This is a genomic window from Polyangium jinanense (genome assembly GCF_028435265.1).
Classification (GTDB): Bacteria; Myxococcota_A; Polyangia; order Polyangiales; family Polyangiaceae; genus Polyangium; species Polyangium jinanense.
The window spans coordinates 1-14,670 of sequence record NZ_JAGTJK010000013.1 but is presented as its reverse complement, the minus strand read 5'-3'; the positions used below and the strand labels follow the sequence as shown (position 1 = coordinate 14,670).

Sequence of the window (14,670 nt, the reverse complement as noted above, 5' to 3'; positions counted from 1 at the left end):
CCTCGCGTCCCCCTCTCGGCCAGGCGAAGCCCGGCCGATTCACCCCCCGAGGCGAGCTCGCTGCGCGATCTCGCGGAGCACCGAACGAGTTCGGCGCTCGAGCGGACTACTTGAGCCGCGCGTCACACGTCGCGCAGCGCTTCGGCACGGCATCCTTGTGGTAAACCTCGCCGCACCGGCCGCAGAGCCGTGCGTCGCGCTCGAACGCGATGAGCTTGCCACTCGCCTTGCACTTGAGCCCCGCGACCTGCGCCGGCTCGAGCGGCAGCGTCTCGGCCGCCCCCTCGCCCGCGTTCTCCAGCGCGCCCGCCTTGACGTCCTCCATCTTCGCCGGGATCCGCTCGCGCGCCTCGCGCAGCACCTTGCCCGCCGCCTCGGGCAACGCCGCGAGGGAGATCACGATCGACGTCCCCTCCCCCTCGACGGTCAAGCTCCGATCGCCGAGCACGATCCGGCGCACCGCATGCCACGCGATCCGCTCGATCTCGTTCGTGCCCTTCTCGACCCCGACGCCTGCGTCGCCCACGCGGATCGTTTGCGCCGGCCGTGGCCCGAACAGCGCTGTCACGAGCAGCACGGCCGCGCCGGCGGCGAGCAGGTACGGCGCGGCCTTGTGCGGCCCGAGCGCCTCGTCGCGCAGCCATTGCCCGTACGTCCCGGCCCCGACGAGCACCGCCGCCACCGAGAATGCGAGCACCGACAGGATCGCCGACGGCGAGCTCTTCGGCTCGAACCGCTTCTCCGTGCGCGGATCCGAGCGGAGCTTCAGCACGACCTCGTCCCGCGAAGGCGCCTTCTTTCCGCCCTTCTTCGTCTTTGCCTCTCCCATCGTCCCTCGCGCTTGCTCTATCGGATGCGCTGCCCGAACGCAATCCAACCGCAGTAGACTCGGCCTCGCATGCTCGGTCGCCTGGCCACCTACGTCGTCCCCGCGGCCTCGGTGACCGTCACCGCCCTCGTGCTCTTCGGCCCAGGTTCGCCGAACCCAGCGCCCTTCGTGCGGGTCCGCGGCGTGCCCGTGGCCGGCGGCCAGACGCTCGCCCTTCGCCTCGAAGGCGCACGGCGGCTGTTCGGCGTGGACGACGTCGCGGCACTCGAAGGCGTGACCGTCGAGGTGACGGACGCCGGGGCGAACCTCGCGCCCCGGGCGGTCTCGCTCGGCCCGGACGGCGTGGGCGAAGCCTCGGTCGAGAAAAACGCGCCGCTCACAGGCCCGCTCGACGTCCGGGTTCTCCAGGGAAACACCGTCCTCGTCGAAGGGACCGTGCCGCTTCGGCCTACCGAGCCCCCGCGGCTCGGCAGGCCGCCCGTGCAAGGCGTGGCGACGGGGGATTTGCGTATCTCGGTGGTCGTGCCGCGAGGCCAGCTCGCCGCGCCTTTCCCCGAGGCGATCCAGGTCCGCGTGCGCGAACCCGACGACCTCCCGCTCCTGCCCGGGCGCGTTCCGCCAATCACCATCAAGGCGTCGGCGTCCGGCGCCACGATCGAGCCACCAAACGTGAATTTGCGCGATCCGCGTCCGGCGACGTTCACCGTCACGCCCCTCGCGCACCTCGTCGAGCTCATCCTCGTCGCCAACGATCACCGTGGAAACGAAGGTCGCTGGGAAGGCCTCTTGCCCGTGCGGCCGGGCGCCATCTGGCTCGACCCCGATCTCCACGCCGGCCTCACGTTCGTCTCGCCCGCCCCGCGGGATCGCGTCTACGCCTCCATCGTCACCGACGCAGGCCGCATCCTCGGCGCGATCGTCCCCGTCACGCGCGACGACGCCGGTTTTTTCCGCGGTCGCCTCGACGTGAAGCTGCCGAAAGAACCCGCGCAGATCATCCTCTCCGGCGACCCCGGCGAGCGCGGCGACGCCACGACGGCCTGGCCCCTCGCACCTCACGCCGCATCCGCCGCCGCGCCCCGCCTCGAGCTCCTCCTCGACGGATCGGCCGCAGCCGAAGCCCGCGAACACGCGCGAGCCTCCTCGGCGCGACGCGCGGCCGTCTTCCTCGTCGCCATCGCGGCCCTCGCGGAGGTCCTCTTGATCCTCGTGCGCACGCGGGCGTCGCAGCGCGATCTCGATGCAAACCTCGCCGCAGCCGTCTCGCTCGAAGCCAGCGACGAGGCCGGCGCGCCCATTCCGTCCGAAGACCAACGACGTATCGTCGAAGCCGCGCGCGATCGACATCCGGCGCTGCGCGTCGCGCTCGTGATCACGCTCGTCGTGCTTGGTTTTGCGCTCTTCGCGGCCCTCTCCACGTTCCGCCGTTGATTCGTGGGACGGCTTGCCAAGGGCCTCGGAGTCGTGTCTGATCGAGGTTCGCGGTTTCCATCCACCCCCACGAGGAATGTGCCGATGGCTTCCAGGCTCGCGTTTGGTTTGGTTCTTCTCTTGATGGGCTGCGGAGGCGGTGCGCCTCTTCCGGAGACGAAGGAGCCTAGAGCCGCGGCCAAGGTCAACGTCCCCGAGATGCAGCGCAAGGCCACCGTGCGCGTCAAGGCCGAGTTGCCCGAGGACGTGAAGACGGCCTTCGTCGAGACCGTGAAGCAATCGCGCCTCCCGGACGCCATGGGCACCGTCGGCGTGGGCTGGACCTCGACCGGCAGCGGGTTTTTCCTCAAAACGCCGGACGGCAAGGGCCTCGTGCTGATCACGAACCGGCACGTCGTCGACAGCGCGCCGAAGGTCACGATCGTGCTCGACGAACACACGTCGCTCAACGATTGCGACGTCCTCTACACGGACGACAAATACGACGTCGCCGTGGTGAAGGTGCCCGACAGCCTTGCGACGAGCGCCATTGCGGTGGCCACGCTCGGAGACGGCACCGCGAAAAACGACGAAGCCGTGCAGGCCTCGGGGTATCCGCGCGTCGGTGAGCAGCAATCGTACCGGCTCACGAGCGGCACCATCTCGAACTCCGATTTCGCGGTCACGGTGCGCGGCCACAAGTCCTCGTTCCTGCAGCACACGGCCGCGATCGATCCAGGCAACAGCGGCGGCCCGCTCTTCCGCAAGGACTCGCTCGAGGTCATCGGCATCAACACGCTGACGATGCGCTCGAACGACAACCTCTACAGCGCCGTCCCCGCCGCCACGGTGAAGGGCGTGCTCGATCGCGCCTTCAAGGTGCCTTCGAAGACGGACGTCAAGGCGACGATCAAGCAAATCCAAGGCTCGTGCAAGGAGCTCACGGACGAGCTCAGCATCGGCGGCGAGCCTCCCATTTCCACGGTCTCGCTCGTCTCGGATCGCCTCGTCGCCGAGCGTGGTGTGCCCACCTGGGAACTCCGGTACATCGAGAATGGCCCTCCGGAGCGCAACGAGGAAACGGGCGAGGTCACTCCGGGCAAACCCAAGGTCAACGAGGAGGCCTTCGGCGAGCTCGTGTCGGCCGTAAAAAAAGGCGACGTGATGGAGCACCTGCGCGGCCTCACGTTCGCCTACCTCTACGTCGACCTGAAACGGCAAAAGGGCATCACGGGGGATCCTTGCTCGCGCGTCGTCGAGAAGGACGTGCGTGATTACGAGGATCGCGGGTTCGTGCGTGTGGGCATGGATCTCGGCTCGGGCGAGCGCCGGACGATGCGCTTCCGCCTGGAGCAGGGTCACTGGCGTCTCGCCGGATACGAATGAAATACGGGATGGCAGGTGCCTCGGGGGACGCGCTTCTGGAGAGCCTTACGAGAGACGCGAACCTGCCAAGCCTTTTTTGCAGTTGTCCTCCGCCATAGCGTTTCTTGACGCGGCTCCGTTTTCGCCCTGCCTTCGCTGATCCTGGCGCCTCGAGCCCCATTTGACGACCGCGCACGAGCGGCCTACACATCATGTGGGGCGACATGGGGGAAGCCATTTCGGGGGGGCATCCATGCGAAACATTTCCATGATGAGGAGTTGGTTGAGTTGGGTCGCGGTGGCGTTGATTTCGATCGGCGCCGGGAGCGCGGAGGCTCAGACCATTCGCCTGAGCGTGGACTTGAGCCAAGCGCCCCGCCGGCTCTTTCATGCCAAGTTGATCATCCCCGTCACACCGGGACCTCTTACTCTGCTCTATCCCAAATGGATTCCCGGCCACCACAGCCCGCAAGGCCCGATTGTGAACCTCACGGGACTGAAGTTCACCGCCGCGGGCCAGACGCTCGCTTGGAGACGCGACGACGTGGACATGTATGCCTTCCATCTGGAGGCGCCTGCCGGAGCGGATGCCATCGAGGTCGAGCTCGACTACATCTCACCCACCCAAGCAGCTGAGGGTTCGTCGGCCAGTGCGCAACTGGCTGTGTTGAGCTGGAATCAGGTCTTACTCTCTCCCCAGGGCCGCACACCTGACGATCTGACCTATGCCGCCACGTTGCGCCTGCCCGCCGGGTGGAAGTTCGGCACCGCGCTACCGGTGGCAAAGCAGAGCGGGGAGACCATCGAGTTTGACCCTGTATCTCTGACGACCCTCGTGGACTCGCCGGTCCTCACCGGCGCTCATTTTCAGACGATTCCGCTCAGCGTCTCCAGCCTGCCTCCTCACCAGATAGACATGGCCGGCGATTCCGAGTCGGCGCTGGAAATGCCGGCGCAAATGGCCGAAAACTACCAACGACTGGTCGCCGAGGCCCACGCCCTTTTCGGCGCTCATCACTATCGCAGTTACCGTTTCCTGGTATCGCTCAGTGATCACGTGGGTGGTTACCTCGGACTCGAACACCATGAATCCAGTGACAACCGGCTTCCGGAGCGTTCCCTCAGCACCGACGGCTTGCGGCAGCTGGCGGGCAGCTTGCTTTCGCACGAGTTCGTGCATTCCTGGGTCGGAAAATACCGTCGCCCCGCTGGCCTGGCGACGCCCGATTTCCAGCAGCCAATGAAGGGAGAGATGCTGTGGGTTTACGAAGGACTCACGGAATACCTGGGGAATGTGCTCGCGGCCCGCAGCGGCCTCTTCACGCCCGAGGAGTATCGGGAGGATCTTGCGAGCACCGCTGCGTATCTGGATCGCGCCCGCCCAGGACGCACGTGGCGCCCCCTGGTAGACACGGCGATCTCGTCACAGATCCTCGGCAGCGCGCCGCGGGAATGGAGAGCCTGGCGGCGGGGCACCGATTACTACGGTGAGGGGGTGCTGATTTGGCTCGAAGCCGACGGGATCATCCGCCAAGAGACCCAGGGCCGGCGGTCGCTCGACGACTTCATCCGCCTCTTTTACGGCGGAAGCAGCGGCGCCCCCGAGATGAAGCCCTACACGTTCGACGACCTGGTCGCTGCCCTCAATGACGTGGCTCCCTACGACTGGAAGGGTTTCTTCGACGCTCGATTGAACTCCACGGAACCGCACGCTCCACTCGGAGGCATCGAATCGAGTGGGTGGAAGTTGACCTATACCGACAAACCCAACGAGCTCACGGAATCCCTTTATAGGGAGTATCGACGGCTAGCAGACTTCAGCTATTCGATCGGGTTGATGGTTCGCACGCGGAGCGAGGACGGGAGGATCGTGGACGCCATCAACGGTATGCCAGCGGAACGGGCCGGCCTCGCGCCCGGCATGAAACTGATTGCGGTGAATGGACGGCAATGGTCCGCCGAAGAACTCCGAAACGCCCTGCGGACGGCCAAGAGGACGCGCCAGCCCATCGAGCTGCTGGTGGAGAACGCAGGGTTTTATAGGACCTATTTCGTGAACTATACCGAGGGGGAGAAACATCCGCACTTGGAACGCGACTCCTCGAGACCCGACCTGCTCGGTGAGGTCATCAAGTCTCGGGCGCCCCGCGGTCCGGCGAGCTCGGGCAAAAACTGAAAAAACTGACAGCCGCGCGCGGACATCTCCTCCGAACTCGACCCGGACTTCCGTTTCCGCCTCCGCTTGCCGGTTCCGCTCTCCTCCGCGAGCAGGCTCGACGCGCCTCCGCGTGATACCCTCCCGCTCGTGCGCTCCCACGTCCTCGCCGGCTGCTTGCTCCTCGGCTTGCCCTTCGCCGCGACCGTCCTCGCGCCGCCGAGCGCCGAGGCCGCGGACTTCGACCCGTCCGGGCGCAACCGCAAGAAGCCGCCCAAGCCGAACCCGCAGCCCGGGAGCGGAGGTCAGCCGAAGCAGCCCAAGCAGCCGAAGCAGCCTCAGGGCGACGAGGCGACCGGCAAAGGCCCGGGGAGCGACGCGCTCATCGCGCGGTACACGGCGATCGTCATCTCGCAGCCGAGCGCGCCGTTCCCGCTCCAGCGGCTCTCGCAGCTCTATCGGGAGCGCGACGGCAACATCAAGAAGCTCGTCGAGGAGTTCGAAAAACGCGCTGCCACGCCGGGCGCCGACGCCTGGGCCGCGAAAGTCGCGCTCGCCGGCATCTACAAGCTCGACGGCCGCCCCGAGGACGCCGTCAAGACGTACGAAGCCGCGATCGCGGAGAAGCCGAACGATCCGCAGGCGATCCTCGCCCTCGCGCAGCTCCAGGCCGAGCGCGGCGACAAATCCGCGGCGCGCGCGAGCTACGAAAAGGCCCTCGCCCTGCTCAAACCCGGCCCGGACTTCGAGCAGACGACACGCACGCTCCTCGGGCTTTGCCTCGATCTGAAGGACTTCGAGGCCGCGAAGAAGCACCACGACGCGCTCGTGAAGGCCGCGCAGGGCTCGCTCTTCGTGAAGGCCGAGCTCGGCCGGGAGCTGCTCGCCCGGGCGCTCTACGATCGCGCCGAGGTCGAGTTCCGCGAGCTCGTGAAGGCCGCGGCCGGCGACAACCGCGCGCTTGCGCCTGCGCTCCGCGATCTCGGTCAGGTCCTCGCGCGACAGAAGAAGACCGAGGAGGCGCTCAGCGTGCTCAAGCGCGCGCTCTCGGTCGCGGGCGGCGCGGCCGGCGTGCGCGCCGAGATCCTGGTCATCATGACCGACGCCTTCCGCGCCGAAGGCAAGCTCGCCGAGCTCATCCCGATCCTCGAAGCCGAGAAGGCGCAGGACGCGCAGCGTCTCGCCACGCTGGGCGGCCTTTACGAGGAGACGGGCGACGTCGACAAGGCGATTGCCACGTACCGCAAGGTGCTCGGCATCGACAGCCGCGCGATCGACGTGCGCCTGAAGCTCGTGCACCTCTTGCAGACCGCGGGCGAGCTCGACGCGGCGATCAAGGAGTACGAGGCGCTCATCAAGGCCGCGCCGGGAAACCCGGACTTCGTCTTCGAGCTCTGCGAGACGCTCATCCAGCGCGGCGATCGCCCGAAGGCGCTGAAGCTCCTCACCGAGCTCGAAGCGCGCGTCGGCAGCGAGCCCGAGATCCTCGCGGCCGTCGCCGACTTTTACGAGCGCGTCGAGGAGAAGGACAAAGCCCTCAAGGTCCTGCAGAAGCTCGCGACCTCGGGCGGCGCCGACCACACGTACATCGTCGACCTCGGCGATCGCTACTACCAGGCCGGCGACAAGAAAAAGGCCCTGGAGACGTGGGCGCGCATCAAGCAGGTCGTGCCGAACCGCGCGCGGGCAAACTCCCTGCTCGGCGAGGTCTACCTCGACCACGACATGCCGCTCGAAGCGCTGAACGCCCTGCGCGAGGCCGTTCAGCTCGAGCCGACCAACGTCCGGTACAAGAAGAACCTCGCCATCGCGATCGAGCGCACGGCCGCGTCGCTCGGCAGCGCCGCGCAGCGTTACGCCGAGGCGCGCGTGATCTGGGAGGAGCTGCTCGCCGGCGCCCAGAACGACAAGCTCCTCGCGCGCGAGGCGCGCACGCACATCGTGAGCTTGTGGTCGCTCGCGCACGAGCTCCCGAGCCGCGTCGCGCCGCTCACGGCGCGCTTCAACGGGAGCCCCCCCGATCTCGAAGCCGGAAGGCTGCTCGCCGAGGTGCAGCGCCGCCTGCATCGCCTCGCGGACGCCGAGGCCACGCTGCGCAAGGTCACCGAGCTCGCGCCCGGCGACGAGGAGAGCCTGCTCGCGCTCGAACGAATCTTGGTGCTCGAACAAAACCTGCTCGGCGCGATCGGCGTCCTCGAAAAACTCGTCGAGGTGAACCCCAAGCGCGCCCGCGAGTTCTACCAGCGCATGGCCCAGTACGCGGCCGAGCTCTATCGGGACGACGACTCCATCAAGTACGCAGCGCGCGCCGTCGAGCTCTCGCCCGAGGACGCAAACGGCCATCAGAAGCTCGGCGACATGTACCGCCGGCGGCAGGATTTTCCGCACGCGATCGCGGAGTATCGGCAGGCCATCCAGCGGAACGATCGTCTCTTCCCGGTCTACTTCGACCTCGCCGAGTTGCTCCTTTCGAGCGGCCAGGTCGACGAAGCCGATCGCCTCTTCCGCCGCGTCGTGCGCTCCTCCCCCGACGAGGAGCTCGTCTCGCGCGCGGCGCGCATGAGCATGCAGATCAACCTCGGCAAGAACTCGCTCGAATCCCTCGAACGCGAGCTTTTGCCGGTGGCCGTCGGCAACCCGCAGAAGGGGATCTACCGGCGCCTGCTCGTCGAGCTGTACGGCGCGATGACGCTGCCACTCGTGCAGAAGGTGCGCCACGAGGGCGGGACGTCCCCTGCGGCGAAGGCGGCCCGCGCGGAACTCGCGAAGATCGGCGCACGCGCGATCAAGCCGCTGCTCGACGCGCTCGCCGACGACAAGGAGTCGCAGCAGAAGATCGCGATCGAGGTGCTCGCATACGTCGAGAACAAGAGCGCGGGACCGGCCCTCTACAACTACGCCACGGGCCAGGCCGACAAGAGCCTGCGCGTGCGGGCCATGATCGCATGCGGCGCGCTGCGGGATCCGTCGATCCTGCCGCGCTACGAGCAGATGCTCGCGCCAAAGGACACGGGCGCGGCGCTCCTGCCGAGCGACTCCATCGCCGTCGCCGCAGCCTGGGGCGTGGCGCGCATGGGCGACAAGAAGGCGGAAGCCTTGCTCGTCAAACTTCTCGGCTCGACCTCGCCGGAGGTGCGCGGCGTCGCGGCCCTCGGCCTCGGGCTCACGCACGACAAGAAGTACACGCCCGCGCTCGTGGCCCTCGCCCGCGCGCCCGAGGCCGGCGCCACCGCACGCGCCGCAGCCGTGCACGCGCTCGCGGAGCTGGGCGCTTCCCAGAGCGAAAACCTCCACATGCTCGTCGCACTCGCCGACGCGAACGAGCCGATCCTCCGGCAGGCAGCCCTCGTGGCCCTCGCGCGTCTCGCGCCAAAGGGCGACGCCGCGCAGAGCGCCTCGGCCGAGAACGCCCTCGCGTCGAGCCTCTTCGCGACCGACGAGTCGATGCGCCGCACCGCCGTCGCCGCCGCAACCGCGCTCGCCACAAAAAACTTCTCCCGCACGGGCGAAGCACTGCCGGTGCCCGATGGACCACTCTCCATGAAGGAGATCCTCGCAGGCCTCGGCCCCGACGCGGCACGCCTCGCGTCCGCCCGCGCCCGCGCCCTCGTCGCACTCGCGCCCTCGCTCGAACGCGCAGCCGTGGCCGCAGCCTCGACCTCACCAGATCGCGCCCGCGTCGTGGCAGATGCGCTTCTTGCAAGCGACGCAGATCTCTCACTCGCGCCCCTGCTCGGCGCCGACGACAAACTCGATCCCGAGTCGGCACGCGCAAGCTCCGCCGCGATCGAGCGCATCGCCGCCGCCGTCGTCCCCGCATTCGTCGCGCTCGTCCGCCATCCGGCGCTCGAGGTCCGCACGCGCGCAGTCGAGCTCCTCGCGCGCAGGCCCGAAAAAGAGGCACAAGACGCCGTGATCGACGCGCTCTCCGATCCCGAAGAAAGCGTACGGCGGGCAGCCCTCGCCGCACTCGGCAAGGTCAAGCACCCAGCCACCATCGCCGCCGTCGCGCGTCTCGGCCGCGAGGCTCCGAGCTGGCCGCTCCGCGTGCGCGCCGCCGAAGCGCTCGGTCGTCTCGGAGCAGGCGCAGGCGGCCGCGTCGCCTTCGACACGCTCACCACAATCGCGCAGGAGGACCCGTACGCCCTCGTGCGCGAGGCCGCGGCCCTCTCGATGGCCTCACTCGATCGCGCCGCCGCCGAGCCCATCCTGCGCAAGCTCTCCACAAGCGACCCCGAGCCCCGCATCCGCAAGACAGCCGCAGACCTGCTCGCCGGGAAGGCTACGAACTAAGCCGCTGCGCCGGGGCTCTGCCCCGGACCCCGCGGGGGCTGTTCGCCCCTCGACCCGAACCAGGGCAAGCCCTGGACTCGGGGTGGAAGAACTGCGCGATGCGCAGTTCTTCCAGCAGGACGGCGTTGCCGGTTGAAAGGTCAACGCGGCTGTCTTGGTTGGCAGGGGTTTCCTCGGCCTGTTCGATGAACTGCGCATCGCGCAGTTCATCGACCAAAGGTCCAGCGCTTGCGCTGGTCCGGGTCCCGGGGCGGATAGCCCCGGGTGGGGCCTGGGGCAACGCCCCAGCGCGGCGCCCCCGGGTCAAACCCGTTCCGGGATTGGCCCTTCCATGTTCACGATCTCCATCCGCACCGACGCGCCCGCCTCGATGAGCGCGCGTTTCGTTTCGGGATCGCCCTCCACCACGACCTGCGTGAACGCGTCCTCGGGCCGCGCGTGTGGCCGGACGGCTTCGAGCAGCGGCCGAACGAGCTTCGGCCTTGCCACGCGGAACGGGAATGACCCCGGGAACGACGGATTGAAGCAGGCGAACCCCACCCGCGCCTCCTCCGGCTGCGCCGCGTCAACGAGCCGGAGCAGCACCCACCCTGCCCGCGCGCGGCAGACCGTGATCGAACCGATGGGCAGCCCAAATGCCGCCTCCAGTGCCGCGTCCTCGCGCGGATCGATCGCTCGCGCCGTGATCCCTTCTTCCCCGCCGGGTAGACGCGCGAGCACGTCCCAGCTGAGTCGCATCGGCGTCGACTCGTACATCTTCGCCATGCCGAGTGACGAATACAGCGCGATCGCCACGGTGTTCTCGACCTTCACGTTGAGGCACCAGCGCGAGCAGCCTGCCGCGCGGAATCGCTCGGCGCTCGCCCGCATCAGCGCGCGCCCTGCGCCTTTGCCGCGCGCCTCGGGCGCGACGACCACGTGGCGCACGTACCCCGTCTCCTTCAGCACCACCACGTACGCGTACCCTATGAGTTCGCTCCCCTGCTCCAGGATCAGCGTGTGGGGCATGAGCTCCACGCCCCAGACCTCGCGCGACAGCGTGGGATCATCCGTCCCGAGCTCGGGAAACAAGCGCGCGTACGTGTCGTAATCGGCGGCCGTGGCGGGCCTCGCCGAGAAAAACGCAGACATGCGGGGAGCGTATCACCGAAGGCTTGCAACGCGCCTTCGCACGGCCTCGTCAAGCCGCCTTGCGCGTGCCTTGGGCGTCCACCGACAGCTCGCGGAGCTCGGGCTGCTCGACGTCCCAGCCCCGCAGCACGACGGCGCCGCGGATCCAGCGCATGTGCCGCCGTTCATCCTCGAAGTTCGCCGCGACGAGCGCGCGGATCTCCTCCGGCAGCCCCGCTTGCAGCGCCGACGCGTATGCGTTGTTCGAAAGCTCCTCGTTGCCGCGCATCGCGAGCACCGCTGTTCGATCCTCCTGCGAGGCGAGCGAGGTGAAGCCCTGGATGATCACGCCCTTCGTATCGAGCTCGCTCGGGGGCTCGAATCCCGCGCTGCGGACGTGCTCGCCGAGCTCGCGCACGTGCCGGAGGTGATCCTCCTGGAACTCGGAGAACTTCCCCTGGATCTCCTCGTCCTTGCAGACTCCGCGCGCCACCTCGTAGGCCGCTACGCACGCGAGATCGAGCTCGATGAGCTCGTTCAGACACTGGATGATCTTCTCGTCCATGTCCTCCTCTTCCCTTTCGTCACGCGGAGGGCGCCGCGCCCTCGGGAGGCTACGTGGCGAGGCCACGCATCACCCGCAAGCGTCGCGCGCCCATCGGAAGGTTTTTCCTGCCAGACGTGGCCCCCCGGGCTCGACCTTTCGAGGCGCGCGAGCCCGGCAAAACCATGCGCCCTGGTCGCCCTCCCGTGGCTCCCTTGCATTCCCCCCGCCCCGTCTGCTACATGGCGCCCCCTACCCATCACCGTGCGAGTGATCTCGCGCAACAACGGAGGAAAGACATGGCACGCAAGGCACCGCTCTCGATCGTCAAGGAGAAGTTCGGCGAGAAGGCGAAGCTCGTCGAGGCGCTCAAGGGCTTCATGACGGAGGACCTGTGGGTCGGCCGCACGAGCGCGGATCGCGGCGGCGACAAGGGCCTCGATCACGTCTCGAACGCCAAGCTCCTGCGCCTCCACGCGACGTTCTCCGAGGTCAAGGAGAAGTTCGGCACCCGGGCCAAGCTCATCGACGCCATCCTGACGGCCGAGAACCGGTCGAAGGACGCCGGTTACCGCAAGCGCCTCGAGGCCTTCCCGGTTCCGCGCCTGTACGACCAGTACAAGGCCGCGTCGAAGCGCGCCAAGGCCGCCACGCCTGCCAAGGCCTGAGCCCGCTCCCCCCTCTGCCTCCCCCCGTCTGTCTGTCCCGTCCTATCGGCACCACACCCTACCCTTGAAGGTTCGACCTTCCTGGCGTATTGAGCCGCAGCGCGGACGTACCGGAAGACCGACGTCCGTCGCACAGCATTTCACGTTCAAAGCCGCCCCTGGCTCCCTCGCGCGCTGCGAGGGAGCTCTGCCCCGTACAGCACGTCGCGCAAGGGCCATGGCCCTCGGGTCCCAAGGGAGACGAAGACGTTGACCAGCAGCCATCACGACACCGACACCGACGCGTGGAGCACCGACGACGCGAAGGCCCTTTACATGATCGACCGCTGGGGCCGCGGCTACTTCGACGTGAACCCCACGGGGAACATCACGGCGGCGCCCCTCCAGGATCGAGGTCGCAAGATCGCCCTCATCGACGTCGTCGAAGAGGCGCGTGATCAGGGCCTGCGCACCCCGCTCCTGATCCGCTTCCAAGATCTCTTGCACCACCGCGTGCGAACGCTGAACGAGGCGTTCAATCGCGCGATCTCCGACCTCAAGTTCCGCGGCACCTACCGTGGCGTGTTCCCCATCAAGGTGAACCAGCTCAAGGAGGTCGTGGAGGAGATCCTCGAGGCGGGCCGGACCTACCACTACGGCCTCGAGGTCGGCTCGAAGCCCGAGCTCTTCGCGGGGCTCAGCGTCCACACCGACAACGAGTCGCTCATCGTCTGCAACGGCTACAAGGACGAGAACTTCATCCGCACCGCGATGATCGGCCGCAAGCTCGGCAAGAAGGTCATCCTCGTCGCGGAGAAGCTCTCCGAGGTGCGGACGATCGTTCGTGTTGCAAAGGAAATGAACGTGGAGCCGATGCTCGGCCTCCGCGTCCGTCTCATGACGCAGGGCGCCGGCAAGTGGGCCGAGAGCGGCGGCGAGCACGCGAAGTTCGGCCTGTCCACGGCGGAGATCCTCGCGGCCTGCGGGATCCTCGCGGAGGCGGGCATGAGCTCGGCGTTCAAGCTCCTGCACTTCCACATCGGCTCGCAGGTCCCCGACATCCTCGTCATCAAGCGCGCGGTGCGCGAGGCGGCGCGGCACTACGCCAAGCTCCGCAAGATGGGGCACCGCATCGAGTACATGGATGTCGGCGGCGGCCTCGCGATCGACTACGACGGCTCGCGCTCGACGTTCCACTCGTCGATGAACTACTCCGTCGAGGAGTACGCGCGCGACATCGTCTTCAACATCGCGGACATCTGCGACGACGAGAAGGTCCCGCACCCGAACATCGTGAGCGAGTCGGGGCGCGCGATCGTCGCGCACCACTCGGTGCTCGTGGTGCAGGCGTTCGGCTCGATCGAGAAGACCCCGGAGGCGCCGATCGACATCCAGACGGAGGAGCACAAGCTCATCCGCAACCTGCTCGACACGCGCGACAGCCTCTCGGTCCAGAACCTCGCCGAGTCGTGGCACGACATCCTCCAGGCGAAGGAGGAGTCGCAGAAGATGTTCGAGCTCGGGCTCTTGAACCTCGACGTGAAGGCGCGGGTCGAGGCCCTGTTCTGGGAGACCGCCGAGCGCATGCAGAAGCTCATCACGGCGCTCGATCCCGCGGAGATCCCCGAGGACGTCGTCGAGCTCCGGAACAAGCTCGCCGACCAGTACATCTGCAACTTCTCGGTGTTCCAGTCGCTGCTCGATCACTGGGCGCTCGGCGCGCTCTTCCCGGTCGTGCCGATCCACCGGCTGCACGAGCGGCCTGGGGCGGAGAGCACGCTCGTCGACATCACGTGCGACTCGGAGGGCAAGGTCTCGAAGTTCATCGACCTCTCCGACGTGAAGGAGACGCTGCCGCTGCACGCGCTGCGCGGCGACGAGCCGTACTACCTCGGCATCTTCCTCACCGGCGCCTACCAGGACATCATGGGCGACATCCACAACCTGTTCGGCCGGGTGAACGAGGTGCACGTCTTCCTCGATGACGACGAGGAGTGCGGCTACTACATCGAGGAGACGATCGCGGGGAACCAGATCCGCGAGGTGCTCGCGATGACGCAGTACGACACGCAGAGCCTCATCGCGAAGGTGAAGGCCCAGGTCGACGGCGCGATCAAGCAGGACCTCTTGAAGCCCACCGAGGGCATGCGCCTGCTCGCCGACTACGAGCGCGGCCTCAAGGATCAGACCTACCTGAGCTTCTGAGAGCGCTCGCCCCCCGAGCGCCCGCCTCCCGAGAGCTCCGAAACCACCCGCCCCCCCGGTCGCGACCGCCTCCAAAGTGGTTTCGAACCACTCAAGACCGCCGCGCGCGGCA

The 14,670-nt window shown here is 67.7% G+C and carries 9 protein-coding genes; 6 read left to right on the top strand and 3 right to left on the bottom strand.

All coding sequences use genetic code 11. The features are described from left to right. Nucleotides 1-106: 106 nt before the first annotated feature. Nucleotides 107-829, bottom strand: a complete 723-nt coding sequence (locus KEG38_RS23555) for a hypothetical protein (protein ID WP_272422046.1) — start codon at nt 827-829, stop codon at nt 107-109. A 69-nt stretch (nt 830-898) separates the two neighbouring features. Between KEG38_RS23555 and KEG38_RS23550 the strand changes: the two genes are divergently transcribed. The 4 genes from KEG38_RS23550 (at nt 899) to KEG38_RS23535 (ending at nt 10,052) form a co-directional block, all read left to right on the top strand. Continuing rightward, nucleotides 899-2,260 (top strand): hypothetical protein, encoded by a 1,362-nt coding sequence (locus KEG38_RS23550; RefSeq protein WP_272422044.1) that lies wholly within the window; start codon nt 899-901, stop codon nt 2,258-2,260. A gap of 84 nt (nt 2,261-2,344) precedes the next feature. Further along, nucleotides 2,345-3,625, top strand: coding sequence for a S1C family serine protease (locus KEG38_RS23545; protein WP_272422041.1), 1,281 nt, complete (start codon nt 2,345-2,347; stop codon nt 3,623-3,625). Nucleotides 3,626-3,857: 232 nt separating this feature from the next. After that, complete coding sequence (locus tag KEG38_RS23540) at nt 3,858-5,780, top strand: M61 family metallopeptidase (RefSeq protein WP_272422040.1); 1,923 nt, start codon at nt 3,858-3,860, stop codon at nt 5,778-5,780. A 129-nt stretch (nt 5,781-5,909) separates the two neighbouring features. After that, nucleotides 5,910-10,052 (top strand): tetratricopeptide repeat protein, encoded by a 4,143-nt coding sequence (locus tag KEG38_RS23535; protein ID WP_272422038.1) that lies wholly within the window; start codon nt 5,910-5,912, stop codon nt 10,050-10,052. Nucleotides 10,053-10,355: 303 nt separating this feature from the next. On the opposite strand, the gene KEG38_RS23530 is transcribed toward KEG38_RS23535, so the two are convergent. Beyond that, on the bottom strand, nt 10,356-11,183 hold the full coding sequence (locus KEG38_RS23530) for a GNAT family N-acetyltransferase (protein WP_272422036.1): 828 nt from the start codon (nt 11,181-11,183) through the stop codon (nt 10,356-10,358). Between the two features lie 49 nt (nt 11,184-11,232). After that, the gene (locus KEG38_RS23525; protein WP_272422034.1) at nt 11,233-11,727 is read right to left on the bottom strand and encodes a ferritin-like domain-containing protein; all 495 of its coding nucleotides are present in this window, start codon (nt 11,725-11,727) and stop codon (nt 11,233-11,235) included. A 278-nt stretch (nt 11,728-12,005) separates the two neighbouring features. On the opposite strand from KEG38_RS23525, the gene KEG38_RS23520 reads away from it, so the two are divergent. Together KEG38_RS23520 and speA are read left to right on the top strand one after the other, a co-directional pair. Then, nucleotides 12,006-12,374: a hypothetical protein gene (locus KEG38_RS23520; protein ID WP_272422033.1), complete on the top strand. Its 369-nt coding sequence runs from the start codon at nt 12,006-12,008 to the stop codon at nt 12,372-12,374. 249 nt (nt 12,375-12,623) lie between these two features. After that, complete coding sequence (gene speA, locus KEG38_RS23515) at nt 12,624-14,558, top strand: biosynthetic arginine decarboxylase (protein ID WP_272422031.1); 1,935 nt, start codon at nt 12,624-12,626, stop codon at nt 14,556-14,558. The last annotated feature ends 112 nt before the right edge of the window (nt 14,559-14,670 follow it).

Excerpts from the sequence above, each read along its gene's own strand:
- KEG38_RS23555 (WP_272422046.1), bottom strand. The coding sequence starts at position 829 with ATGGGAGAGGCAAAGACGAAGAAGGGCGGAAAGAAGGCGCCTTCGCGG.
- KEG38_RS23520 (WP_272422033.1), top strand. The coding sequence starts at position 12,006 with ATGGCACGCAAGGCACCGCTCTCGATCGTCAAGGAGAAGTTCGGCGAG.
- KEG38_RS23530 (WP_272422036.1), bottom strand. The coding sequence starts at position 11,183 with ATGTCTGCGTTTTTCTCGGCGAGGCCCGCCACGGCCGCCGATTACGAC.
- KEG38_RS23550 (WP_272422044.1), top strand. The coding sequence starts at position 899 with ATGCTCGGTCGCCTGGCCACCTACGTCGTCCCCGCGGCCTCGGTGACC.
- KEG38_RS23545 (WP_272422041.1), top strand. The coding sequence starts at position 2,345 with ATGGCTTCCAGGCTCGCGTTTGGTTTGGTTCTTCTCTTGATGGGCTGC.
- KEG38_RS23540 (WP_272422040.1), top strand. The coding sequence starts at position 3,858 with ATGCGAAACATTTCCATGATGAGGAGTTGGTTGAGTTGGGTCGCGGTG.
- KEG38_RS23525 (WP_272422034.1), bottom strand. The coding sequence starts at position 11,727 with ATGGACGAGAAGATCATCCAGTGTCTGAACGAGCTCATCGAGCTCGAT.